The sequence below is a fragment of the Pseudomonas fluorescens genome, assembly GCF_001648775.1.
Taxonomy (GTDB): Bacteria; Pseudomonadota; Gammaproteobacteria; order Pseudomonadales; family Pseudomonadaceae; genus Aquipseudomonas; species Aquipseudomonas fluorescens_M.
The window spans coordinates 26,961-51,884 of the sequence record NZ_LVEJ01000010.1; the positions used below are offsets into that span (position 1 = coordinate 26,961).

23 protein-coding genes and 3 tRNA genes are annotated in these 24,924 nt (G+C 58.6%); 9 read left to right on the forward strand and 17 right to left on the reverse strand.

The window, feature by feature from the left end:
* Window positions 1–271: 271 nt before the first annotated feature.
* The 7 genes from A8O26_RS10345 to A8O26_RS10375 form a co-directional block, all read right to left on the reverse strand.
* Complete coding sequence (locus tag A8O26_RS10345; protein ID WP_064117907.1) at window positions 272–1,678, reverse strand: sigma-54 interaction domain-containing protein; 1,407 nt, start codon at window positions 1,676–1,678, stop codon at window positions 272–274.
* Window positions 1,679–1,824: 146 nt separating this feature from the next.
* Window positions 1,825–3,399, reverse strand: coding sequence for an ABC transporter ATP-binding protein (locus tag A8O26_RS10350; RefSeq protein ID WP_064117908.1), 1,575 nt, complete (start codon window positions 3,397–3,399; stop codon window positions 1,825–1,827).
* Between the two features lie 9 nt (window positions 3,400–3,408).
* Window positions 3,409–4,431: an ABC transporter permease gene (locus A8O26_RS10355; protein WP_064117909.1), complete on the reverse strand. Its 1,023-nt coding sequence runs from the start codon at window positions 4,429–4,431 to the stop codon at window positions 3,409–3,411.
* A complete protein-coding gene (locus A8O26_RS10360) occupies window positions 4,431–5,492 on the reverse strand; it encodes a microcin C ABC transporter permease YejB (RefSeq protein WP_064117910.1) in 1,062 nt (353 codons plus the stop codon). The genes A8O26_RS10355 and A8O26_RS10360 overlap by 1 nt, the downstream gene beginning before the upstream one ends.
* A complete protein-coding gene (locus A8O26_RS10365; protein ID WP_064117911.1) occupies window positions 5,492–7,360 on the reverse strand; it encodes an extracellular solute-binding protein in 1,869 nt (622 codons plus the stop codon). The genes A8O26_RS10360 and A8O26_RS10365 overlap by 1 nt, the downstream gene beginning before the upstream one ends.
* A 132-nt stretch (window positions 7,361–7,492) precedes the next feature.
* Window positions 7,493–7,774: a peptidylprolyl isomerase gene (locus A8O26_RS10370; RefSeq protein ID WP_007912303.1), complete on the reverse strand. Its 282-nt coding sequence runs from the start codon at window positions 7,772–7,774 to the stop codon at window positions 7,493–7,495.
* A gap of 99 nt (window positions 7,775–7,873) precedes the next feature.
* Window positions 7,874–8,743, reverse strand: coding sequence for an esterase/lipase family protein (locus A8O26_RS10375; RefSeq protein WP_064118356.1), 870 nt, complete (start codon window positions 8,741–8,743; stop codon window positions 7,874–7,876).
* A gap of 333 nt (window positions 8,744–9,076) precedes the next feature.
* Here A8O26_RS10375 and A8O26_RS10380 point away from each other — a divergent pair, with 333 nt between their 5' ends.
* Window positions 9,077–10,156, forward strand: a complete 1,080-nt coding sequence (locus A8O26_RS10380) for a hypothetical protein (RefSeq protein WP_064117912.1) — start codon at window positions 9,077–9,079, stop codon at window positions 10,154–10,156.
* A 54-nt stretch (window positions 10,157–10,210) separates the two neighbouring features.
* Here A8O26_RS10380 and A8O26_RS10385 read toward each other — a convergent pair whose 3' ends face one another.
* Window positions 10,211–11,287, reverse strand: a complete 1,077-nt coding sequence (locus tag A8O26_RS10385; protein ID WP_064117913.1) for a 3-deoxy-7-phosphoheptulonate synthase — start codon at window positions 11,285–11,287, stop codon at window positions 10,211–10,213.
* 617 nt (window positions 11,288–11,904) lie between these two features.
* On the opposite strand from A8O26_RS10385, the gene A8O26_RS10390 reads away from it, so the two are divergent.
* From A8O26_RS10390 to A8O26_RS10425, 8 genes are all read left to right on the forward strand, one after another.
* Window positions 11,905–12,666: a carbon-nitrogen hydrolase family protein gene (locus A8O26_RS10390; RefSeq protein WP_064117914.1), complete on the forward strand. Its 762-nt coding sequence runs from the start codon at window positions 11,905–11,907 to the stop codon at window positions 12,664–12,666.
* Entirely contained in the window at window positions 12,663–13,106 is a 444-nt protein-coding gene (locus A8O26_RS10395) for a GNAT family N-acetyltransferase (protein WP_064117915.1), read from the forward strand. The genes A8O26_RS10390 and A8O26_RS10395 overlap by 4 nt, the downstream gene beginning before the upstream one ends.
* 127 nt (window positions 13,107–13,233) lie before the next feature.
* Window positions 13,234–13,875, forward strand: a complete 642-nt coding sequence (gene gacA / locus A8O26_RS10400) for a response regulator transcription factor GacA (protein WP_024012761.1) — start codon at window positions 13,234–13,236, stop codon at window positions 13,873–13,875.
* Window positions 13,876–13,877: 2 nt separating this feature from the next.
* Window positions 13,878–15,701, forward strand: coding sequence for an excinuclease ABC subunit UvrC (gene uvrC / locus A8O26_RS10405; RefSeq protein WP_064117916.1), 1,824 nt, complete (start codon window positions 13,878–13,880; stop codon window positions 15,699–15,701).
* Window positions 15,702–15,733: 32 nt separating this feature from the next.
* The gene (gene pgsA, locus A8O26_RS10410; protein ID WP_016984200.1) at window positions 15,734–16,294 is read left to right on the forward strand and encodes a CDP-diacylglycerol--glycerol-3-phosphate 3-phosphatidyltransferase; all 561 of its coding nucleotides are present in this window, start codon (window positions 15,734–15,736) and stop codon (window positions 16,292–16,294) included.
* A gap of 60 nt (window positions 16,295–16,354) precedes the next feature.
* A tRNA-Gly gene (locus A8O26_RS10415) sits at window positions 16,355–16,430 on the forward strand.
* Between the two features lie 47 nt (window positions 16,431–16,477).
* A tRNA-Cys gene (locus tag A8O26_RS10420) sits at window positions 16,478–16,551 on the forward strand.
* Between the two features lie 195 nt (window positions 16,552–16,746).
* A tRNA-Leu gene (locus tag A8O26_RS10425) sits at window positions 16,747–16,833 on the forward strand.
* A gap of 136 nt (window positions 16,834–16,969) precedes the next feature.
* Here A8O26_RS10425 and A8O26_RS10430 read toward each other — a convergent pair.
* The 9 genes from A8O26_RS10430 to A8O26_RS10470 all read right to left on the reverse strand — a co-directional run bounded on the left by A8O26_RS10430 (window position 16,970) and on the right by A8O26_RS10470 (window position 24,841).
* Complete coding sequence (locus tag A8O26_RS10430; protein ID WP_064117917.1) at window positions 16,970–17,254, reverse strand: hypothetical protein; 285 nt, start codon at window positions 17,252–17,254, stop codon at window positions 16,970–16,972.
* 279 nt (window positions 17,255–17,533) lie between these two features.
* Entirely contained in the window at window positions 17,534–17,764 is a 231-nt protein-coding gene (locus tag A8O26_RS10435) for a hypothetical protein (protein WP_008082703.1), read from the reverse strand.
* Between the two features lie 118 nt (window positions 17,765–17,882).
* Window positions 17,883–18,113 carry a hypothetical protein gene (locus tag A8O26_RS10440; protein WP_064117918.1) on the reverse strand — a complete coding sequence of 77 codons (231 nt, stop codon included), beginning with the start codon at window positions 18,111–18,113 and terminating at the stop codon, window positions 17,883–17,885.
* 71 nt (window positions 18,114–18,184) lie between these two features.
* Window positions 18,185–19,822: an ATP-binding cassette domain-containing protein gene (locus tag A8O26_RS10445; protein WP_064117919.1), complete on the reverse strand. Its 1,638-nt coding sequence runs from the start codon at window positions 19,820–19,822 to the stop codon at window positions 18,185–18,187.
* A gap of 144 nt (window positions 19,823–19,966) precedes the next feature.
* Window positions 19,967–21,004 carry a DNA topoisomerase IB gene (locus tag A8O26_RS10450; RefSeq protein WP_064117920.1) on the reverse strand — a complete coding sequence of 346 codons (1,038 nt, stop codon included), beginning with the start codon at window positions 21,002–21,004 and terminating at the stop codon, window positions 19,967–19,969.
* 71 nt (window positions 21,005–21,075) lie between these two features.
* On the reverse strand, window positions 21,076–22,155 hold the full coding sequence (modC, locus tag A8O26_RS10455) for a molybdenum ABC transporter ATP-binding protein (protein WP_064117921.1): 1,080 nt from the start codon (window positions 22,153–22,155) through the stop codon (window positions 21,076–21,078).
* Between the two features lie 3 nt (window positions 22,156–22,158).
* On the reverse strand, window positions 22,159–22,839 hold the full coding sequence (gene modB / locus A8O26_RS10460) for a molybdate ABC transporter permease subunit (protein WP_008082690.1): 681 nt from the start codon (window positions 22,837–22,839) through the stop codon (window positions 22,159–22,161).
* A complete protein-coding gene (gene modA, locus A8O26_RS10465; protein ID WP_064117922.1) occupies window positions 22,840–23,607 on the reverse strand; it encodes a molybdate ABC transporter substrate-binding protein in 768 nt (255 codons plus the stop codon).
* A 169-nt stretch (window positions 23,608–23,776) separates the two neighbouring features.
* Window positions 23,777–24,841, reverse strand: a complete 1,065-nt coding sequence (locus A8O26_RS10470) for an NAD(P)H-dependent flavin oxidoreductase (RefSeq protein WP_064117923.1) — start codon at window positions 24,839–24,841, stop codon at window positions 23,777–23,779.
* Between the last annotated feature and the right edge of the window lie 83 nt (window positions 24,842–24,924).

Below are 24,924 nucleotides of genomic sequence, written 5' to 3' on the forward strand. Positions count from 1 at the left end.
GAATTGTTATTTTTGTGGGTGAAGCGGGTGTGGGAGAGGTGTTAGCGAGATCTGTGCCAGATACTTAACTCTTTGAAAGATAAGAGTTATTTATTTTATCTTCGGCGGAGTGACCATGATTGTCTCTCTTTTGAGACTTGCGATGACAGGAATGACGCTTTCGCGAGCAGGCTCGCTCCCACATGGAGAACGCGTTCCAATGTGGGAGCGAGCCTGCTCGCGAAGCTTTTGATCATGTCCGTAAATAGAGACATCAGTCTCGATAATGAGATCAGGCAATCCCCAGCGACACCATTTTTTTGTAGAGCGTCGACCTCCCCAGCCCTAACCGAGCTGCGGCTTCCGGCACGTTTCCCGCACACTGCGCTAGCGTGGACGCGATCAATTGCCGATCAAAACGCTCTCGCGCCTGCGCGAATGTTTCCTGCTTCAATAGATTTAACGTCGGTGCCATAGTGTGCTCAACCGGCGTAAATGTACCGATGGCCGCGCGAATATCCTGCACCGTGAGGATCAAGTCATCACTGAGCAGCGCCGCCCGCTCGAGCACATTGCGCAACTCACGAATGTTTCCCGGCCATGCGTGTTGCCCAAGCAGCCCAAGGGCATCACGGTGCAGCTCATGCTGACTGCGCAGTTCTTCGAGGATCGCTTCACTGAGCGCCGGCAGATCATCCAGACGTTCACGCAGCGGCGGCACCTGGATCGGCAGCACGTTGAGGCGGTAATACAAATCGGCGCGGAATTCACCGCGTTTGATCGCCGCTTGCAGGTCCGTCGAGGTGGCGGCGATCACTCGCACGTCACTCTGGATCACTTCGTTGGAGCCTACAGGCTCGAATTCCTTTTCCTGCAACACCCGCAGCAGTTTGCTCTGCAGGGGCAACGGCATGTCGCCGATTTCATCGAGGAACAGCGTGCCGCCCTGGGCAATCTGCAATTTGCCGGTGCGCCCCTTGCGGTCGGCGCCCGTGAATGCGCCGGGCGCGGTGCCGAAAAATTCAGCTTCGAGCAATGCCTCGGGAATCGCTGCGCTGTTGATGCTGACGAACGCTTTGTGCGCTCGCGGCGAAGCGCTGTGAATGGCCTGGGCCAGCAGTTCTTTGCCGGTGCCGGTTTCACCGAGCAGCAACACCGGCGACTCGGCGCTGGCGCTGCGGCGGGCGCGGCGTTTGACTTCAAGGCTGGCGGCGCTGGTACCGATGAAATGCGCGAAGTTGTATTTGGTCTGCCGCGCGCGCAGCAGTGAGCGAGTCGAAGCCAGTTCTTCCTGCATGCTCAGGTAGCGCTTGAGCATCGGCGAGAGAGTGCGCAGTTCATCGAACAAGGCAAAACCGATCGCGCCGATCACCGTGCCAGCGTCGTCGTGGATCGGCAGGCGCATCACCACCAACGGTTCTTTCGGCGTGTCTTGCATGTCCAAAAGAATCGGCCGCCCCGTGCGCACCACCTCGCGCAGCAGGCTGCCGGGGATCACGCTTTCGCAGGGTTTGCCAATCGCGCCAGCGGCCGAATCCAGACCGAAGCGGCGCGCGTAACGTTCGTTCATCCAGACGATATTGGCGTCGCGGTCGACAATCACTGTGCCTTCGCTGGACTGTTCGATGATCTCGAACAGCGAGCGGATTGCCAGGGTGCGAACCCGTTGGTAGTCCTTGAGGCTTTCGGTGGTGTTCATCTGACGGCTGATCCTGATTGTTTGTTGCCAGTGCCGGCCCACAGGATCGTCGTTGTTCACAAAACCTGCGAACGATCAAATCCACTGTGGGAGCGAGCCTGCTCGCGAAGGCCGCGACTCGGTTTCAAGTCGAATGGAGATTATGCCTAGCCCGGATGCGCCGCCGCCAACAGCTCTTTGGTATATGGATGCTGCGGCGCATCGAACACCTCATGACTGGCGCCACGCTCGACCACTTTGCCGTCCTTGATCACAATCATGTCGTGGGCGAGGGCGCGCACCACCGCCAGATCGTGGCTGATGAACAGATAGGTCAGGCCGTGTTTTTCCTGAAGGTCGCGGAGCAGGGCGACCACTTGTTTCTGCACCGTGCGGTCAAGTGCCGAGGTCGGTTCATCGAGCAGGATCAGCGCCGGTTTCAGCACCAGTGCCCGGGCGATCGCGATGCGCTGGCGCTGGCCACCGGAGAATTCGTGCGGGTAGCGATGGCGGCTTTGCGGATCGAGGCCGACTTCCTTGAGCACGCGGATCACTTGTTCATCGCACTCATCGGCGCTCGACTCGCAATGCACTTCCAGGCCTTCGCTGATGATCTGCGCCACTGACATGCGCGGGCTGAGGCTGCCGAACGGATCCTGAAACACCACCTGCATCTGCCGCCGCCAGGGCCGCAACTGCTTCTGGTTGAGACCGTCGAGCGCTTCGCCCTGAAAGCGGATGCTGCCCTCGGAGTCGAGCAAGCGCAGGATCGCCTGACCCAGTGTCGACTTGCCTGAGCCGGATTCGCCAACGATGCCCAAGGTCTTGCCGCGCTGGATGCTCAGACTGATGCCGTCCACCGCACGCAGGTGTTGCTTGCGCTGAAACAGACCACCGCCGATGAGGAATTCAACCTTGAGGTTTTCCACCTCCAGGACGTTTTCACGATTATCGCGCGGCAAGGCTTCGCCTTCCGGTTCGGCGTTGAGCAATACGCAGCTGTACGGGTGCTGCGGTGCCGTGAACAGCGTTTCGCAGGGGGCCTGTTCAACGATTTGTCCGGCCTTCATGACACACACGCGCTGGGCGATGCTGCGGACCAGATTGAGGTCGTGGCTGATCAGCAGCAGCGACATGCCGAGCCGCTGTTGCAGGGATTTGAGCAGCAGCAGGATCTTGCGCTGCACGGTGACATCGAGCGCTGTAGTCGGCTCGTCGGCGATCAGCAACTCGGGTTCGCAAGCCAGGGCCATGGCGATCATGACCCGTTGCCGTTGCCCGCCGGACAGCTGATGGGGATAGGCCTTGAGCCGCTCTTTGGGTTTCTGGATGCCAACCAGTTCGAGCAGTTCGAGAATGCGCTGTTGCGCCGCTTTACCGCCGAGGCCACGGTGCAGCAGAAGGGTTTCGCCGATCTGCTTTTCGATCGTGTGTAACGGATTGAGCGAGGTCATCGGCTCCTGAAAGATCATCGCAATGCGGTTGCCGCGCAGTTCACGCAAGACCTTGGGGTCGGCACCGACCAGTTCCTCGCCGCGATAGCGAATGCTGCCGGTGGTCTGCGCTTCGCTTTGCGGGAGCAATTGCAGGATCGAGTGGGCGGTGACCGACTTGCCCGAACCCGACTCGCCAACCAATGCCAGGCATTCGCCGGGACGAATGTCCAGGCACAGGTCACGCACCACGTTCTGGCCGTGGAAGGCGACGTTGAGGTTGCGGATTTCTATCAGGTTATCAGTCATGGTCACGCTTCAGGATCGAGGGTCGAAGGCGTCACGTAACGCTTCGCCGATGAACACCAATAAAGAAAGGATCAGCGCCAGGGTAAAGAACGCCGTCAAGCCGAGCCACGGCGCTTGCAGGTTCTGCTTGCCCTGGCCGATCAGTTCGCCCAGCGAGGCACTGCCGGCGGGCATGCCAAAACCGAGGAAATCCAGCGCCGTAAGAGTAGAAATCGCCCCGGTCAGAATGAACGGCAAATAGCTCAGTGTGGCGTTCATCGCGTTGGGCAGGATATGCCGGACAATCACCTTGCGGTCGGTCAAGCCCAACGCGCGCGCAGCCTTGACGTATTCCAGGTTGCGCCCGCGCAGGAACTCGGCACGCACCACATCGACCAGCGCCAGCCATGAAAACAGCGCCATGATCCCCAGCAGCCACCAGAAATTCGGTTCGACAAAACCGGAGAGGATGATCAGCAGGTACAACACCGGCAGCCCCGACCACACCTCAAGCAAACGCTGCCCGAGCAGGTCGACCCAACCGCCGTAGTAGCCCTGCAAGGCGCCGGCTGCGATGCCGATCAGAGCGCTGACAAAAGTCAGCATCAACGCAAACAGGATCGATACTCGCGCACCGAAAATCACCCGCGCCAACACATCCCGCGCCTGATCGTCGGTGCCGAGCCAGTTGACCGAGGTGGGTGGGCTCGGCGCCGGTTTGTTGAGGTCATAATTTGGCGTGTCATCACTGAACGGGATCGGCGGGAACAGCAGCCAGCCGCCATCCTTGCGAATCAGGTTCTGTACATATTCGCTGCGATAGTCGGCCTGAAACGGCAGTTGTCCGCCGAACTCCTGCTCGGTGTGACGCTTGAGCACTGGGAAGTACCACTGTCCTTGATAGCTGACCATCAACGGCTTGTCGTTGGCGATCAGTTCACCGCCGAGGGTCAGCAGGAACAGACCGATGAACAGCCACAGCGACCACCAGCCACGACGGTTTTTCTTGAAACGTTCGAAACGGCGACGGCCTAACGGCGAGAGCTTGAACATCAGGCATTCCTCGCGGCGAAGTCGATGCGCGGGTCGACGAAGGTGTAGCAGAGGTCGCCGATCAGTTTTATCAAAAGGCCGAACAGCGTGAAGATGAACAGCGACCCGAACACCACCGGGTAATCTCGGGACACGGCCGCTTCGTAACTCATGCGGCCGAGGCCGTCGAGGGAGAAGATCACTTCGATCAGCAGCGAACCGGCGAAAAACACGCTGATGAAGGCTTGGGGAATCCCCGAGACCACCAGCAGCATCGCATTGCGGAATACGTGCCCGTAGAGCACGCGGCGCTCGCTCAGGCCTTTGGCCCGGGCAGTCACCACGTATTGGCGGGTGATTTCATTGAGAAACGAGTTCTTGGTGAGGATCGTCAGCGTGGCGAAACCACCGATCACCAGCGCTGTCACCGGCAATACCAGGTGCCAGAAGTAATCGGTGATCTTGCCGAGGGTCGACAGCGACTCGAAGTTGTCCGAAACCAGACCGCGAACCGGGAACCAGTTCAACGATGTACCGCCGGCAAACACCACGATCAGGAACATCGCAAAGAGGAACGCCGGCATCGCGTAGCCGATGATGATCGCGGTGCTGCTCCAGATGTCGAAATGGCTGCCGTGGTGCACGGCTTTGCGGATGCCCAGCGGGATCGATACCAGATAGGTGATCAGCGTCGCCCACAATCCGAGGGAAATGGTCACCGGCATTTTTTCCAGAATCAGGTCGGTGACGGTTGCGCCGCGAAAGAAGCTCTTGCCGAAGTCCAGTTGCGCGTAGTTCTTGAGCATCAGCCACAGGCGTTCATGGGCGGGTTTGTCGAAACCGTATTGTTTTTCAATGTCCTTGATCAATTGCGGATCGAGGCCACGGCTGGCGCGCGAGGTACCGCTCATGGTTTCGCCCGAACCACCGCCGACATTGCCGCCGCCGATGCCTTGCAAGTGTGCGATCGCCTGTTCCACCGGGCCGCCGGGCGCGGCTTGAATGATCACGAAATTGACCAACAGAATGATCACCAGCGTCGGGATGATCAGCAGCAGACGCCGCAGTATGTAAGCCCACATCAGTGCGCTCCTCCGGGTCTGCCACGGCCGATTTTTTCGGCGGTCATCTGTTGGTTGGTCAGCGCGGTACTGCTGATTTCCCACCAGCTCTCGATCGCTTCGTCATTGCTCGCCTGAACCGACGGGATACCAAAGCGGTTCCACCACACGGTCGAGGTGCCCGGCGGGTAATAGTTGGGAATCCAGTAGTAGTTCCATTGCAGCACCCGATCCAGCGCGTGGGCGTAATGCAGCATGTCCGATTGTGTTGAGGCGCGGATCAGGCCGTTGATCAAGGTGTCGACCGCCGGGTTTTTCAACACCATGTAGTTGTTGGCGCCGGGGTCGTTGGCCGAGGCGGAAGCGAAGTAATTGAGCAATTCGCCACCCGGAGAGGTGGTCACCGGATAGCCGGTGACGATCATGTCGTAGTCACGGCTCATCAGCCGATTGACGTACTGCGAAGAATCGATGCGGCGGATATCCAGGTTGATGCCGATCTGTTTCAGCGTGCGTTTGTATGGCAACAACAGGCGATCCATGCCGTTCTGGCTGACCAGGAAAGTGAAGCTCAATGGCTCGCCCTCGGCATTCACCAGTTGATCGCCGTCCGGTTTCCAGCCTGCTTGCTCAAGCAATTCGAGAGCCTGCAACTGCTTGTCGCGGATCAGGCCGCTGCCATCGGTTTTCGGCGCTTCGAAGACAGTGGTGAAGACTTCATCGGGAACCTGTCCGCGCAGCGGTTCGAGGATTTTCAATTCCGCCGCATCCGGTAGCGCACGAGCCGCCAGATCGGTGTTGGAAAAGTAGCTTTGCTGGCGGATGTACAGGTTGCGCATCATCTGCCGGTTGCTCCACTCGAAATCCCAGAGCATGGCCAGCGCCTGACGTACGCGACGATCCTTGAACATCGGTTTTTGCAGGTTGAATACGAAACCCTGGGCCGATTGAGGTGCTTCGGTGGCCAGGTGAGCCTTCTGCAGGCGCCCGTCGCTCAGGGCCGGGCTGTCGTAACCGATTGAGTAGCCGGTAGCAGAGAATTCGCGGTTGTAGTCATACGCGCCGCCGCGCAGCACCTGGCGAGCGACGTCGGTGTCGCCGAAGTACTCGATACTGAAGTGGTCGAAATTGTAGAGGCCACGACTGACCGGCAAGTCCTTGCCCCACCAGTCGGCATTGCGTTCGAACGTGATGCTGCGCCCCGAGTCGACCTTGCCGACACGATAAGGGCCGCTGCCCAGCGGCGGTTCATAGCCGCCACCGCCAGCGAAATCGCGACTCTTCCACCAATGTTCGGGAAACACTGGCAGGGTCGCGATGTCCAGCGGCAGGGTGCGGTTTTCATTGTTTTTGAAGTCGAATCGCACGGTCAGCGGTGCTTCCACTTCGACGCCTTTGACGTCGGCGAACTGCGTGCGATAACGCAGGCTGCCTTGGGTCATCAATAGATCGTAGGTGTAACGCACGTCTTGCGCGGTGATCGGTTTGCCGTCAGCGAAACGTGCCTTGGGATTGATGAAGAAACGCAGAGAAAGCCCGTCATCCGAGCGCTCCATTTTTTCCGCCACCAGGCCGTAGACGGTGTACGGCTCATCCATCGAGCGTTGCGCCAGCGGCGAGTAAAGCAGGCCATCGATCTGGGTGACGCCAATACCTTTGTCGATGTAGGGCAGGACATGATCGAAGTGGCCAATCTCGATCGCCGAGCGACGCATCGTGCCGCCCTTGGGGGCTTGCGCATTGGTGTAGTCGAAGTGGCTGAAGCCGGGAGCGTATTTGGCCGGCTCGCCATAAACGGTCAACGCGTGTTGCGGTGCCGCGTTCACGCCGGTGACGCCCGACAGCAGGGTGAGGGCGGTAAGCATCAATGTGGGGAAAACCAGTCGCATTGTCAGCCTTGGAGCGAGAAATCGATAAGCGCAATTTGTACGCGAGAGGCGCGTCTGTCGCCAGCCGTATGTGTAACTGAAACACAACGGCCCACCAGATGGCGGGCCGTTGGGGAGCAGTCAGGCGAACTATCAGTCCTGACGGCTGGTGACTTCCAGCAGGTGATAACCGAACTGAGTCTTCACCGGGCCTTGCACGACGTTGATTGGCGCGCTGAAAACCACGGTATCGAATTCCTTGACCATCTGGCCAGGACCGAAGGAACCCAGGTCGCCGCCCTGACGGCTGGACGGGCAAGTGGAGTTGGCCTTGGCGACTTCGGCGAAATCAGCGCCGCCTTCGATCTGGGCCTTTAGTTCGTTGCACTTGTCTTCGCTGGAAACCAGGATGTGGCGGGCAGTGGCTTTAGCCATGGGGAAAATCTCCAATCTATTTCAGTAAAGTGTGGAGCCTACCGGATTCAGTGGGCGAATTCTCGGCAAAGTTCCGTTCGACGGTCCTGCATCGTGCCTTCAGAGATCCGCGGCTTGCAGACGCGCTGCATGCTCGAGGTACAGATCGATCGGGTCGGGCAGGGCGGCTGCGCTGGTAATCGTACGGCGCACACTGCCCAGATGATCCAGTGGATAGTCGGAGCGAATCACGGTGCCCAGGTGTGAGCTGTAGCGGCCGACGAAGCCATCATTTTGTCCGGCCTCGGTAATGAAGTACTCCGCCAGTCCACGGCAGACCTCATGCACCGGGTCGAGCGTGGGCACTCGAGTCGCTGGCAGGGTACCGCTCCATGAATAGTAGCGGACACCGTCAACCAGCTCCGCGCCGTGTCCACCCCAGGTAGTTGGCAGACCTTGCGGGTATTTGTCATTGAAGTCCCCCACACCTGCGGTGGTCAGGGCGTTGAGAGCCGCCAGGGCATTCTGCGGAAGCGTCAGGCTGCCGCTCAATAACGTCAGGAACTCGGAAAACAGCGTTACTACATTCAATGCGACGGCTTCCGGCAACCGATCCGGGATCAGCGCCTTGCGCAGGAAGTCAGCCAGTTCTGAACCGTGATTCGGGCCGCTGACGGAGGTAACCGAAGCGACGGCGTGCGGCACATGCGCAGCAGCATATCGCGCCGTCAGTGCGCCTTGACTGTGTCCGATGAGATTGACTTTTTCAGCGCCGGTGCTAGTGAGCACGCGGTCGATTTGCTGCAGTAGCTGTTCACCCCTTGTTTCGTTGTCATGGGTGGCAGACAGGTGCGGGACCAACACCCGGTTGCCAGTTGCCTTAAGTGCCTCTTTTACCTCGTGGAAAAGTTCGAAATGACCGATTCGCTCAAATCCGAACAGGCCGTGTATCAACAGTATGGGATAGCGAGTTGTAGCATTCCGTTGCATGTTCTTACCTTTTTCACAGAAGTTCATCGGGAAAACTGTGAGCCACTCTAAAACACTCATGCCGTTGGCGAAGTAAGAAGAGGCCTAGGTTGTCCGACGAATCTGGATCAGGTGGCGTAGGGCGTTTCTGTTTCTCATGAGGCTCGAATCGGAAGTTGCGGACGTCCTCTGCTGAATTAATCGATTTTTTCGGTTACTGGCCTACTCGATCCGTAGCTTTTGCCCGATGGTTGCGGCGAACTGGGCTGACATCGAAGCCTTCAGGGATGGCGTTCAATATTCGTTGTCACGCCATCGATGAGATTGGCGTTTATCCAAGGAATGGAGCGGCGAATGAACACCCATGAAATCGAGTTTTGCTACCGGATGCGTCACCCTGTCAGTGTCGGCATTTCGGCAGAGCCGTTGCCAGCGCCATCGCTTGATTCACTGGAGGGGGCGGTGCTCGATCCGGCTCTGAACAGGGTCGTCGTGCGTGTCGCGCCTTATGCAAACATGGCGAGCGGAGATCAGTTGCTGTTGAGCTGGGAAGGCCTGGATGTCGAGGGTTTTAGCTACCAGCATGAGATGGTTCGTTTCGTCAGCGACTCGCAGGTTGGCAACGATGTCATTTTCGTCATCAAGGGCATGCACATCGCGGCTCTGGATGGCGGTTCCCTTGAGGTCTACTGGACGCTTGTCAGCGCGGGTTTGTCCGAACCGCTGTCGTCTGTGCGCCTGGCATTATCGGTAGGCGATACACCGTCGCAACTGTTGGCTGCGCATGTCGAAGGTGTCATCGGTGGCACGCTTGATCCCGCGCGGGTGAGGGAGGGGGTGCTTGTTACGCTGCAGCCTTATGGCCGGATGGCCGCTGGCGACCGGGTGTCGCTTATCTGTAACAACGGCGCTTCGCCGACGCCGTTCACCGATACCTTGAAAGTTGAAGCCTTTGCGGTTGCGCAGGCACTGTCATTCTGGGTTGCCCCGGAGTATTTTGCTGTGCAGCCTGGTGGCGAGTTGACCCTGCATTATCGCGTCGAACAAGCGTGTGGAGCAGTACGTGAATCCACGCCGGCAACCGTTCGCATGATTCCATTTCTGCGGGGCGAGTTGGCCGCGCCTGATGTGCTGGAAGCCGAGGATGGCTTGCTGTTGACGGAGGATGCGATCGATGGCGCGACCGTTGTGATCGGCAATGCTCAAACACAGGAAGGCGAATTGGTCTACCTCAAGTGTGACGGGGACTTGTTCAATCATCGGGATGACCGCGAGATCACGCGGGAGACCGCCGGCAAACCGCTGATTTTTATCGTTCCGCATCGTTTCTGGCGCGAGCACCTTGGGGGGACTGTTCGTGTCGCTTATACGGTTGAGCGATTGGACGACATCAGTCAGGAGTCTGCGGTGACGCGAGTGCAGGTAGAGGCCTGACTGTATTCGCGCCCGCCCTCCGGGTTCAACGAAACCGGAGGGCAAGCCACTTCATCAGCCTTGAGCGTGTGCGCGCAAACGTTGGGCGGCATCCCGCAACAGGTGTTCGGTTGCACTGAAACCCAGGCAGCCGTCGGTGACGGATACCCCGTAGCGCAGATTCGCGCTGAGCGGCTGACAGCCTTCGAACAGATGCGACTCGATCATCATGCCGATCAATGAACCGTCGCCTTGAAGGCGCTGTTCGAGCACGTCGTTGAAAACGGCGGGCTGACGCAGTGGGTCCTTGCCGCTATTGGCGTGGCTGCAATCCACCATGATCCGGCTGGGGATTTTCAATCGGTTCAAATCAGCATGGATTTTCGCCACGCTGTCGCGATCATGGTTCGGGCCCTGATGGCCGCCGCGCAACACCAGATGGGTGTCAGGGTTGCCTGGGGTCTGAATGATTGCTGGATGGCCTTGGCTGTCGACGCCGAAGTGCCGGTGTGGGTGGGCTGCCGAGCGCATCGCGTCTACTGCAATGGCTGCGCCACCGTCGGTGCCGTTTTTGAAGCCGACAGGCATGCTCAAGCCACTGGCCATTTCCCGGTGAATCTGTGATTCGGTGGTGCGGGCACCAATCGCAACCCAACTGAGCAGATCGTCGAAGTAGCCGGCAGCCATGGGTTGCAGTAGCTCGGTAGCCACTGGCAAGCCGAGTCGGACCATTTCCAGCATCAGTTCGCGGGAGAGTGTAAGTCCGCCAGCCATGTCATCGCTGCCGTCCAGATGCGGGTCGTAGGCCAGGCCTTTCCAGCCAACGGTGGTGCGCGGTTTTTCGACGTAGGCGCGCATGACCAGAAGCATTTCGTCGCGGACCTCGTCAGCAAGGCATGCGAGTTTGCCGGCGTACTCAAGTGCGGACTGTGGGTCGTGGATGGAACAGGGGCCAACAATGACCAGCAGGCGCTGGTCTTCACCATCAAGGATGGCGCGAACCGCTTGGCGGTGGGTGGCGACTTGCTGACTCAAGGCAGTGCTCAGCGGCAATTGCTGTTTGAGCTGCAACGAGCTGGGCAGACGCAGGGTCAGCGCTTCGTTGGCAGAATCGAGAGTGGACAGTGGCAGAGCAGAAACGGACGAGTTCATATTCGGTCTTCCTGGGCAGGCGGCGGGTGCTTCCCGCTCGCTCGGCCCTACTGGGGTGTTCGACAGTTGGCCGTATTGGCTATGTGTGTGTGCTTGCCACCTGTAGGTGACCGATCGGAGGCGGCAGGCTGTCCCGAGCGGAAGCTGGTAAATCGCCAGGCGCTAAAGCTGTCGTAACGGTAATAAGTGGCGTAGTTCATGGGTTGAATCCTCAAAGTGTCTGGTGTGTTGCTAAATAGTCAGGGCCTGAAAAAACAAAACCCCCGGTCGGGAAGCCGACCGGGGGTTGAGAAACTCTCTGGTGGCGACCCGTTTACATGGGCGCCGTGTGGGTATCAGGCGCGCCAGTGGCTAAACCAATACCCAAAATAAAAGCTGACCGGAGCACATACGTCAGTCGCCCGGGCAGCCGAAACCGAGCGCAGGGCGCTGGCGGTACGTAGCTGTGAAAGGGCGTTGAGCATGGTCTGTCTCCGATGAATGCGCCGAGCTTACTAGAGGCGGATACGCCTCAGCAATCGGAAATTGCTATTGCATCGGCAACCAAATACCTATTGATCAAGTGCTGCAGGAGTTGTGACACACTCTGCGTTTTAACCGCGCATCAAGGAAGAATCATGTCGACACTGATCATTGCCGCCGCCCAGGCTGTCTCCATCGCCGGTGATCTCAACGCCAATATTGCCAGTCATATGCGTTTTATGAGGGCGGCTGCGGAGCAGGGTGTCGAGCTTCTGGTTTTTCCAGAGTTGTCCCTGACCGGCTATGAGGGCGAGATGGCCGCAAGATTGGCGATTGATCCGCTGGATGCGGTGTTAGCACCGCTGCGAGACCTCGCCCACGAACTGCGTATCACCACTGTCGTTGGCGTGCCGATTCGCCAGAAAGCGAACTCTGCCGTGTTGATTGGTGCACTGATATTGGCGGCTGACGGCTCTTTCGGGGTTTACAGCAAGCAGCATTTGCACGCGGGTGAAGAGGTTTTCTTCGCGCCGGGTGCTGGTGGTCCGCCTCTGGTCTTTGGCGCTGATACCGTTGCCTTGGCAGTCTGCGCCGATTTTTCTCACGCCAGCCATGCGGCCGCAGCCGCCAGGCAAGGTGCCAATATTTATGCGGCTGGGGTATTGATCAGTGAAAAAGGCTACGCCTCGGATACGGACTTGCTTCAAGGCTATGCCCGTGAGCATTCGATGGTGGTGTTGATGGCCAATCATGGCGGACCTACCGGCGGGTGGGTGTCAGCGGGGCGCAGTGCGATCTGGTCTGCTCAGGGATCACTGATTGTCGAGGCGCCCGGGCCCGGTGACGTTCTGGTCGTTGCCCGGCGCGAATCCGGCGCATGGCAGGGGCATGTCGTGGCGTTGACGGAGGCGCAATGACCTACCAGTGGCGACGTGCAACACCCGAGGATCTGACATTTTCGCGAAATCTCACCTGTCAGAATATGTTGCGTTACTACCTGCATCATGACCTGTTGTGGCAGGACGAGGCTTTCGACGTAGCGTGGGCGGGGCGCGAGAACTGGTTGATATCGAGCGGTGATGAGGTGGCAGGTTTTCTCAGCCTCAGTCGGGATGCGCGGGCTTTGTATATTCGTGAACTGCAGATGGCTGAACCGTTTCAGGGGCAGGGCGCAGGTTCCTGGGCAATCGATCAGGTTATCGCGATGGCTCGCAAGGAGCGGCGTCCGGCATTGCGCCTGACGGTGTTCAAAAATAATCCGGCAAAACATTTGTATGAAAGAAAAGGACTACACGTTCAGGGTGAAGATGAGTGTTTCCTGCGAATGCAGCTTGATATCAGTACACCTGTGCTCTGAAACCCACGGCCTGCAAGCCCTGAAAGATGAAATGAAACTTTTTAAATGCGCCTTTCCGCTAGGTCTGTCCGGCACTTTTTGCTAAGGTGTCCGGCATCCCAATAAGACCATATCGCGAGGTGTCTGCTTGATTAGGGTGCTAGTGGTCGACGACCATGATCTCGTTCGTACAGGCATTACCCGTATGCTGGCCGATATCGATGGCTTGCAGGTGGTGGGTCAGGCCGAGTCAGGGGAGGAATCCCTGATCAAGGCCCGTGAATTGAAGCCCGATGTGGTTTTGATGGACGTCAAGATGCCTGGCATCGGTGGCCTGGAAGCCACGCGCAAACTTTTGCGCAGTCATCCGGATATCAAAGTAGTGGCCGTCACGGTGTGTGAAGAGGACCCGTTTCCGACTCGCTTGCTGCAGGCGGGTGCCGCCGGTTATCTGACCAAGGGTGCAGGGTTACCTGAAATGGTCCAGGCGATTCGCCTGGTGTTTGCCGGCCAGCGCTACATCAGCCCGCAGATCGCCCAGCAGTTGGCGATCAAATCCTTTCAGCCTACCAACGATTCGCCGTTCGATGCGTTGTCCGAGCGCGAGATTCAGATCGCCCTGATGATCGTTGGCTGCCAAAAGGTTCAGATCATTTCTGACAAACTGTGTTTGTCGCCGAAAACCGTGAATACCTACCGCTACCGTATTTTCGAGAAGCTTTCGATCAGCAGCGACGTCGAACTGACACTGCTGGCGGTGCGTCACGGCATGGTTGATGCCAGCGCCTGATCATGACTGAAGTATTCGATTCCGGCGCCTTTCTGTCGACGGTCAGTGGGCGTCCCGGTGTGTATCGCATGTTCGACAGCGATGCGCGCTTGCTCTACGTCGGCAAGGCCAAGAACCTCAAAAAGCGCTTGGCCAGTTATTTCCGCAAGACCGGTCTGGCGCCGAAAACCGCTGCCCTGGTCGGGCGTATCGCTCAGGTCGAAACGACCATCACGGCCAACGAAACCGAGGCGCTGCTGCTTGAGCAGACGCTGATCAAGGAATGGCGGCCGCCGTACAACATTCTGTTGCGCGACGACAAATCCTACCCCTATGTATTTTTGTCCGATGGGCAGTTCCCGCGCCTGAGCATTCATCGCGGCGCGAAGAAAGCCAAGGGCAAATACTTCGGTCCGTACCCGAGCGCTGGCGCCATTCGCGAAAGCCTCAGTCTGCTGCAAAAGACTTTTTTCGTTCGCCAGTGTGAAGACAGTTACTACAAGAACCGCACCCGGCCTTGTCTGCAGTATCAGATCAAGCGCTGCAAGGCACCCTGTGTCGGATTGGTCGAGCCTGAAGTTTATGCCGAGGATGTTCGTCACTCGGTGATGTTCCTCGAGGGCCGCAGTCACGCGCTGACCAATGAGCTGTCAACGGCGATGGAAGAGGCCGCGATCAATCTTGAGTTCGAGCGAGCTGCCGAGTTGCGTGATCAGATCGCACTGCTGCGTCGCGTTCAGGATCAGCAGAGCATGGAAGGCGGCACGGGCGATATCGATGTCATCGCCGCATTCGTCAATCCGGGTGGCGCCTGCGTTCATTTGATCAGTGTTCGCGGCGGTCGGGTGTTGGGCAGCAAAAATTTCTTTCCCCAGGTCGGGATCGAAGAAGACGTGTCTGAAGTCATGGCGGCATTCCTCGGGCAGTACTTCATCAGCAGTCCCGAGCGCGATTTGCCGAGCGAGTTGATCGTCAACGTGGTGCACGAGGACTTTCCGACGTTGATCGAGGCCATTCACGAGTTGCGCGGTCGCGAGTTGGCCATCAGTCACCGGGTGCGCGGTACACGTGCGCGTTGGCAGCAATTGGCAGTTACCAACGCCGAGCAGGCGCTGAGCGCACGCCTGGCCAACCGTCAACACACCGCTGCGCGCTTCGAAGCCCTGGCTGAAGTGTTGAATCTGGATGAGCCGCCACAGCGCCTGGAATGCTACGACATCAGTCATTCCAGTGGTGAAGCAACCGTTGCGTCCTGCGTGGTCTTTGGGCCTGAAGGCGCGATCAAATCCGATTACCGCCGCTACAACATCGAAGGCGTGACCGCGGGCGACGACTATGCCGCCATGCATCAGGCGCTAACTCGACGTTTCAGCAAGCTGAAAGAAGGCGAGGGCAAGTTGCCGGACATCTTGTTGGTTGACGGTGGCAAGGGTCAGTTGTCGATGGCGCGTGATGTGCTCAACGAACTGGCCGTTCCCGATCTGATCCTGCTGGGCGTTGCCAAAGGCGCAACGCGCAAGGCAGGCTTCGAAACGTTGTATCTGAATGATGCAGCGCACGAGTTCACCTTGCGTGGCGACTCACCGGCGTTGCACCTGATTCAGCAGATCCGCGATGAAGCTCACCGCTTCGCCATTACCGGACACCGCGCGCGCCGTGGTAAAACCCGCCGTACGTCAACGCTGGAAGGCGTTGCCGGGGTAGGGCCGACGCGGCGACGCGACTTGTTGAAACATTTTGGTGGATTGCAGGAGCTGTCTCGTGCAAGCATCGAAGAGATCGCCAAAGCCCCGGGGATCAGTAAAAAGCTCGCAGAGTCGATTTATGCAAACCTGCATAGCGAGTAGAATGCCCCTTCACCTCGTAGCCAGTTGTGCCGATGAATATCCCTAATCTGATTACCGTTCTACGCGTCCTGCTCATTCCAATCTTCATTTTGCTGTTCTATCTGCCTTACCAGTGGAGCTACATGGCCTCCGCCTCGGTGTTTGCCTTTGCGGCAGCCACAGACTGGCTGGATGGTTATCTGGCCCGTCGTCTGGAACAGAGCACGCCATTTGGTGCGTTTCTCGATCCGGTCGCCGACAAACTCATGGTTGCCGTGGCGTTGGTGCTGCTGGTGCAAGAGCACGGCAATCTCTGGCTGACCTTGCCAGCAGCGGTCATCATCGGTCGCGAGATTGTGGTATCGGCATTGCGTGAATGGATGGCCGAACTCGGTGCCCGCGCCCACGTTGCCGTATCGAATCTGGGCAAATGGAAAACCGCGGCGCAGATGCTTGCACTGGTCATCCTGTTGGCCAATCCAAAGGACTTCAGCTTCTGGGTTGTGCTGGGTTATGCGTTGCTGATGGTCTCCGCAGGCCTGACGCTGTGGTCGATGGTTCAGTACCTTCGCGCCGCCTGGCCACATCTGAAGACTGATGTTGAAAAGAAATAAAACTTTTTTGAATCAAGGGGTTGACGGAGCTTCTTAATTCTATAGAATGCGCATCACCAAGCGGGAATAGCTCAGTTGGTAGAGCACGACCTTGCCAAGGTCGGGGTCGCGAGTTCGAGTCTCGTTTCCCGCTCCAAGTTTAAAACGCGTTTGTTGTTGTGCTACTGATAGCAAACGTTTTGAGGCCGAGTAGCAAAATGGTTATGCAGTGGATTGCAAATCCACCTACGCCGGTTCGATTCCGACCTCGGCCTCCACTATAAACAAGCTCCGTAGATCCATGATTTACGGAGCTTTTTTATTTGCAGTGCGCTGCAAGATTTAGTCTTGAAAACGGCCATTGCGAACTTGCTTCACCGGGAACGGATGTATATATTTCCCGCTCGGCTGTTGAAGCCTTGATCCTGTCAGGATCGCCACTCAGCTGCCGGACAGAGCAACACCGCGCTACCGCCCGAATGGCGAAACTGGTAGACGCATGGGACTTAAAATCCCCCGCTCGTAAGGGCGTGCCGGTTCGATTCCGGCTTCGGGCACCATCTTGAATCAAGGGTTTGCCGGCGAAAGCTGATGCAAGCCCTTGTTTGTTTCCGGGGCAATGTTTCGACGACCACAAATTCCGAGCAGAACACCTGAAGCGAAAGCCCAGCCATCGAGCTGGGCTTTTTTATGGCCTTAAACAAATGCCTGATGAGCAAAGCCTCGAGGCAAACGCTGGCGGCCGGACATCGCTGTCAGCCGTTCAGTCCACTCCGCGCGCCAATTCGCTGCACCGTGAGTGGTTTTGGCATGCCTGGCTGTGCGTCGGGCGGCATTGCGCTGGTCTTTTCTCGCTTGTTTGTAGGCATCGGTGTTACGGCAACTGCGGCATTTCACACGGTTGAGTTCGCGGCTGGCAGTGAGGTGTTTACCTTTGTGACCACAAGCCAAATGCCCGTCGACGTTGAAATGGATAACCATGAACCGTCTCCTTTGTGACGTGTACTGGTTATGACATCTGACAGCCAAAGGTGTTCGCCGAGTCAAAACCCAGGCAAAAAAACACCCGCATGCGGGCGGGCGTTGAATGTGTCACTAAAGGAGTGATTTCACAGTAAGTGAGGGGAGGTGAAGGTTTTGTGAAAAAAAACAGACCCTCGCGCGCGAATATAAATGGCGGGCAACCCAAGGCCCGGTGACGTTACGCCGCCGCTGCAGTATCTCGCTTGGTTTTCGTGAGGACGATGATTTCGCTTGTGGTTATCTGAACCGAGGCAGCGGCCGATCAACAGGCTTGAGTGCTGACAGCGTGTTGCGAATCAGCGGCGCATCCTTTTCGATATCGTTCAGCCGATCACGAATACGCAGGGCCGTCGGGTGACCGCCTTGATGGTCGACCCAGTCGGCGATCTCTTTGCAAGCGGCCGCGAGGCGCGCCTGCCGGGCGTCGAGCAAGGTGAGGAGGGTGGTGATGGACTCTTTTTCGGACATGGAACACCTCCGTTCAATGAAACCAGAGCTGCAGCAAAAAGCCCGCGTGCTGCGAGCCTTCTGCCGTGGGGCGCTGCTCCTTCAGCTGGTTTCAGTATAGACCCGCTTTTGATCGACATCAGCCGGACGATTCGCGGGCCGGTAGTGGGGAACTGACTGCGTTGAGACGCGTGCATTCACGCGTTGCTTCTTTCTCCGTGTCGTAGCCATCGCCGATGAACCCGCCCGTGCGCGTGTCGCAGATTCGAAACCAGCTAATGGCTTCGGCGGGATCATGCTGGCTGTCTTCGGCGCGTCGACCGTGAATAATGATCTTGTTGCAACGCTTCACGACGAAAATGTCTTCCATGGCGTCACCGCAGCTGATTCGTGTCAGATCAACTATAGAACCCCTCAGCAATCGTGCAAAAAATAGTCAGTTCAGCTCGTCGGTTGCCACTGCCAGCCAGTGGAGTTCCAGCTCAAACAATGACTGGGGTTTAACGCGCGTATAAACGCCTGATCGTGGGAAACCGCGACAATGGCCCCGGGAAATGTCTGCAAGGCTTGCTCGAAAGCTTGCACAGACGCGAGGTCGAGGTGATTGGTCGGTTCATCGAGCAGCAGCAATTGCGCCGGTGTCTGCCGCCACAACGCCAGTGCGAGCGCAGCTTTCAAACGTTCGCCGCCGCTGAGCGCAGCACAGGGCTGAGTCGCGCGCTGCGCATCGAGTTGCAGGTGGGCGAGGTAGCTGCGCAAGGTGCCTTCGCTCAAAGGTGTGCCCTGGGCCTTCAATTGTTCAACGATCGAGGTTTTTGCATCCAGCAGGGCCAATTGCTGATCGAGAAAGGCGAAAGGCACATGGGTGTTGCAGGTGCCGCTCACGGGTAACTGTTCGCCGGCCAGCACTTTCAACAGCGTTGATTTGCCACAACCATTGGGACCGGTGATTGCCACGCGCATCGGCCCATGGAGGTTCAAATTCAGTCGACTCGCGGGTGAGGCAATCGCTAACCACGGTAAACACGCATCGACCAAGGTACACACTTGCCGACCATTTGGGACCACACTTCCCGGCAGGTTGATCAGCACACCTTCATCCGGCAGGACATTCGCATAAGCGCGGCGCACCCGCTCATCCAGGTCGGTTTTTTGTGCCTGATGACCCACCTTCACATGGCCCATGATTTCCCTCGCCGCGGCTTTCATGGCTGCCCGTTCAAAGCCGGAAACATTCGCCGTTTCTGCGTTTCGCCGGCTTCCGGCCGCGTGGCGCTGGATCGTGTCGTGCTCGCGTCGCAGTCGTGCGCGCGCTCGCTGGCGTTCGATTCGGGCTTGATCGAGCTGTGCTTGCGCTGCTGCCTGATGGATTTGGCGTTGCTCGGCGAACGCTGAATATTGGCCACTGAAGACTGTGACGCCCATGGGGGTCAGCTCGATGATGCGCTGCATGTGCTCGAGCAGTTGCCGGTCATGACTGACAACGATCAGGCCGCCGCGCCATGTTTGCAGGCTGTTCATCAGCCATTGCCGGCCCGCACTGTCGAGATGATTGCTCGGCTCATCCAGCACCAGCAGTTGCGCACGGCTCAGGAATGCACCGATCAGGGCGATTCGGGCTTGCTGGCCACCGCTGAGCTTTGCTGTCGGATGCGTTGCGGCAATACCGCTTAGGCCAGCCTCATCAAGTCGCTGTCGCAGGCGCTCGCGCAGATCCCAGCAATCACCGATGGTGTCGAAGTCTGCGGCAGTGGCGAGGCCCTGATCGAGTCGATCGAGTGCGGCCAGCACACAGGCTGTGCCGGTTGCTTCGGCGACGGTTTGTCCGGGTGTGGCGGCGAAGGTTTGCGCAACGTAGTGCACGCACACTGAACTCACCACGCTGCCGGCAGTGGGTTGCAAGTGCCCGGCGATCAACTGCGCGAGTACGCTTTTACCGACGCCATTGCGTCCGACAATGGCGGTGGGTTGATCATCAAATGTCAAATTCAGTGCATCGAACAGCGTCTCGCCATTGGCGAACTGAAAACCCAATTGATTCAGTGAGACGAGAGCAGGCGTACGCGAGACGTGAGTCATCGGCACCTCCAGAAAATGTTGTGAGCACAGACACGCGCCGGGGGCGGCATGTCGCGATTACATTTTTAGAAGGCCTGGTTGTTCACTTCTGCGGTCGTCCTGAGGAGGGAAAGGTGGCTAGCCTAAACGACGCTGCCTGGTCGATCAAGGCGCATCGGTCATGTCACTCATTCGTTCGAGAAACATCGCCAGTGCCACCTCTTCGGCACGCAAGCCTTTGCGCACGCGTGGGCGTGGCAGTTCGGCCAGCGCCCCGAGCATGAATTTTTCCACCACGGCGGGATGGATGTAGCACTTGCGGCACACTGCCGGCGTGTTGCCCAACTGCTTGGCCACACCCTTGACCATCTCGACGACGTGGCGCTTGGCTTCGGTCTCCGACTCGTGGGTCAGCTCGCGCAACACGGCCAGTGCCAGGGCGCTGCCGGCCCAGGTCCGATAATCCTTGGCGGTGAAGTCGGCGCCGGTCAGGGTTTGCAGGTAAGCATTGACGTCGGAAGAGCTGACGGTATGCCGTTCACCGTTTTCATCCAGATACTGGAACAGGTTCTGCCCGGGGATTTCCAGGCAACGTTTGATGATGCGCGCCAGGCGCCGATCCTTGACGGTGATCTGGTGTTCGATGCCGCTCTTGCCGCGAAACTGAAACAGGATCGCGCTGCCGTTGACTTCAACATGGCGGCTGCGCAGCGTGGTCAGGCCGTAGGACCGATTGTCCCGCGCGTATTGCGTGTTGCCGACGCGGATCAGCGTGGCATCGAGCAGGGTAATCACGGTCGCCATGACCTTGTCGCGACTGAAACCGGGCGCAGCCAGCAGCGCTTCGAGTTGTTTGCGCAATTTCGGCAAGGCCAGGCCGAACTCACGCAGGCGCGAATATTTGTCGGCGTCACGCACTTCGCGCCAGCGTGGGTGATAGCGATATTGCTTGCGGCCACGCGCGTCGCGGCCGGTGGCTTGCAAGTGGCCGCGCGGATCCGGGCAGATCCACACATCGGTGTAGGCCGGCGGTACGGCGAGGGCATTGATGCGTTTGATTTCGTCGGGGTCGGTGATCCGCTGGCCCGACGGCTCGAAATAGTTGAACTTGCCGCGCAGTTTCTTGCGGGTGATGCCGGGCTGGATGTCATCGACGTAGTGCAGGTCGGATGGCAGTGTGGCGGTCAGCTCGGTATCAAGCATGGCGGCTTCCTTCAAAGGGCGGCGGTGTGTAAAACGATTGACCGCACGCCGGGGCCGTCGTGCCGAATGATTTACGCCAGGACCGCAACCGCCTTGATCTGTGCCCAGAGTTGCTGGCCCGGGTGCACGCCGAGTTGATCCCGAGAGAACCGCGTGATGCGCGCCACCAGTGGCGTGCCGCCGGCGTCGAGACGAATCAGCACATGCGCGGCGTTATCCGCCGCTTGTTCGCTGACCACGGTGACCGGCAGCCGATTGAGGATGCTGCTGAACTCGGTGTTGTGCAGAGTGAGGCTGATGTCCCGCGCATGCACTTTGCAGCGCAACGCCTGACCGAGTGCCATCGGTGCATGCGTGACGCGAATGCTCATTTCAGTGGCCGGAAGTTGCAGGCTCAGCAATTGATAATCCGCGTCGTAGGCACAGACCTGACCTTCGATGATCACCCCGGCGTCGTCGCCCATCGCCATTGGCAGATCCAGACGTGCGAGGGTCTCGCCGATCGGACCACTGGCCAGGGCTTTGCCGTCGCTGAGCAACACCAGGTGATCGGCCAGTCGTGCGACTTCATCCTGCGCGTGGCTGACGTACAGCACAGGAATGTCCAGTTCGTCATGCAGACGTTGCAGGTACGGCAGTATTTCGCTTTTGCGCTGACTGTCGAGGGCGGCCAATGGCTCGTCCATCAACAGCAGTTTCGGGCTGGTCAGCAACGCGCGGGCGATGCCGACGCGTTGGCGTTCGCCACCAGACAAATGCTGCGGATGACGCTCGAGCAAATGCCCGATGCCTAACAGCTCGGTGGCTTGGGCCATGTCGACCCGGCGCTGGGATTTGGCGATGCGCTTGAGGCCGAACTGCAAATTGGCCAGCACTGACAGGTGTGGAAACAGGCTGGCTTCCTGAAACACATAGCCGAGGGCGCGTTTGTGCGGCGGCACGAAAATGCCGTTATCGCTGTCCTGCCAGATTTCGTCGTTGATCCGGATAAAGCCCTGTTCGGCCCGTTCGAGCCCGGCAATACAGCGCAGGCAGGTGGTTTTGCCAGAGCCGGAATGACCGTACAACGCGGTGACGCCACGCCCCGGCAAGTGCAGGTCGACGTCGAGGCTGAAGCCTGAATAAGCGATGTTCAGACGTGCATCAATCATTGATCAACTCCAACCCGCGCGGGTCTTGCGGCTGGAGTAGAGCGCCAGCAACACCAGAAACGAAAACACCAACATGGCCCCGGCCAGCCAATGCGCCTGCGCGTATTCCATGGCTTCGACGTGGTCGTAGATCTGCACCGAGACCACGCGGGTTTTGTCGGGGATGTTGCCGCCGATCATCAGCACGACGCCAAACTCACCGACGGTGTGGGCGAAACCGAGGATCGCCGCCGTCACGAAGCCGGGGCGTGCCAACGGCAGAATCACACTGAAAAAAGTGTCCCATGGGTTGGCGCGCAAGGTCGCGGCCACTTCCAGTGGGCGGGTGCCGATCGCCGAGAACGCGTTTTGCAACGGTTGCACCACGAACGGCATGGAATAGATCACCGAACCGATCACCAGCCCGGTAAAACTGAACGTCAAGGTGCCGAGGCCCAGCCATTGGGTGAATTGGCCGAGAAAACCGTGCGGCCCCATCATCAGCAGCAGATAGAAACCGATCACGGTGGGTGGTAGCACCAGGGGCAAGGCGACAATTGCCCCGATGGGGCCGCGCAACCACGAACGGGTGCGCGACAACCACAGGGCAATCGGAGTGCCGACGACCAACAGGATCGCGGTGGTCAGGGAAGCCAGTTTCAGGGTCAGCCAGATCGCCGCGAAATCGGCACTCGTCAGCGACATTTAGAGCTGATAGCCGTAAGACTTGATCACCGCAGCGGCTTTCGGGCCTTTGAGGTATTCAACCAGTGCTTTGGCGGCAGCGTTGTCTTTGCCTTTGTTGAGGATGACCGCGTCCTGTTTGATCGGGTCGTGCAGGTTGGCCGGCACGATCCACGCCGAGCCGCTGCTGACTTTGCCGTCCTTGTAGATCTGCGACAGGGCCACGAAGCCCAACTCGGCGTTGCCGGTCGAAACGAATTGGTAAGCCTGGGTGATGTTCTGGCCTTCAACGATCTTGGCTTTGGTCGCCTCGGTCAGTTTCAGCTTCTCCAGCACTTGGGTGGCGGCCAGGCCGTAAGGCGCGGCTTTCGGGTTGGCGATGGACAAATGCTGGAATTCATTCTTCTTCAGCACGTCGCCTTTGGCATCAACGTAACCTTCTTTTGCCGACCACAGCGCCAGGGTGCCGATGGCGTAGGTGAAGCGCGAGCCCTTGACGGTGTCGCCTTCTTTTTCAAGTTTTTCCGGGGTGGTGTCGTCAGCCGAGAGGAACACTTCGAACGGCGCGCCGTTTTTGATCTGGGTGTAGAACTGGCCAGTGGCGCCGTAGGCTGCGACCAGTTTGTGCCCGGTGTCTTTTTCGAAGTCGGCGGCAATCGCCTGGATCGGTGCGGTGAAGTTGGCGGCGACAGCGACCTGCACTTCATCAGCCTGCGCAGCGCCCATGGCGAAGACGGTGAGCAGGGAGGCCAGGCAGGTTGGGGCAAAACGTGAGGCACGAATGGTCATGTAACAGCTCCGTTGTTGGCGTGTGCAGAGGGCAGTTATTGTTAGGGGTGGCTGCGCCGATGCGAGGGGTGAAATCGCTATATAGATGAATATATAGCGAAATGCCGCTAAACGGAAAGTCTTGCTTGAACCCAGCGAGAGGACACTGAATTCCCCACGCTGTTCGGGCTCAACGACGAAGCAATTTCGCCAAGGCTCGGTGCGCCAATTGCCGGGTCAGGTCAGCGCTGCTGACGTCTGTCCCCAAGGTGAATGCCTGGCCCGCCCAGAGGTTGGCGAACTGCGCTTCATTTTTGGCTCGCAGTGGCATCAGTGCTCCGCCGGACAAAGGAAATGCGGGCGCCTTGGACGACATCGGGCCCAATTCGCGCATGATGCGATTGAGAATACCTCGGGCCGGGCGTCCGGTAAAAATATTGGTAATGGCGGTTTCACTTTCCTTGGCCGTGCGCAGTGCCTGGTGGTGCGCGGCACTGACTTTCGCCTCCGGAGTGAACAGGTACGCAGTACCGACCTGCACCGCCGATGCACCGAGCATCAACGCTGCGGCAACGCCGCGTGCATCGGCAATGGCACCGGCGGCGATCACTGGAATCTTCACCGCATCGACCACCTGCGGCACCAGGGCGAAGGTGCCGACCTGACTGCTCAGGTCTTCACTGAGAAACATCCCTCGATGGCCGCCGGCTTCGTAGCCCATGGCGATGATCGCGTCGCAACCGTTTTGCTCCAGCCACACGGCTTCATCGACGGTGGTGGCCGAGGAAAGGATTTTTGCCCCGGTGGCCTTGACCCGATCGAGCAAGGATTTCTCCGGCAGGCCGAAGTGAAAACTCACCACTTGCGGGCGAAACTCTTCCAGCACTTCGCAGGCTGCCGCATCAAAGGGTGCGCGGTTAGACACCGGTGTCGGTGCATCGAAGTCGACGCCGAGTTCGCGGTAATACGGTTGCAGCAGGTTCTTCCAGTCGCGCGCCCGTTGCTCATCCGGCTGCGGTGGCTGATGACAAAAGAAGTTCACGTTGAAAGGTTTGTCGGTGTGCGCACGAATCGTTTTCAACTCTTCGCGCAGCTGTTCGATGTTCAGCATCGCTGCCGGCATTGAGCCGAGGCCGCCGGCGTTGCACACAGCGATTACCATCGATGAGTTTGTCGCACCGGCCATCGGGCCCTGAATGATCGGCAACTCAATGCCGAGAAGGTCAAGAATGCGGGTATCTGGCCATTGGCTCATGACAGCGGTTCTCCGAACGACGAAACGGGCAGGGACGGCAGAAGCGGTTTTTAGCAGCAAAACCGCTTCGGGAGCCAGTTCGA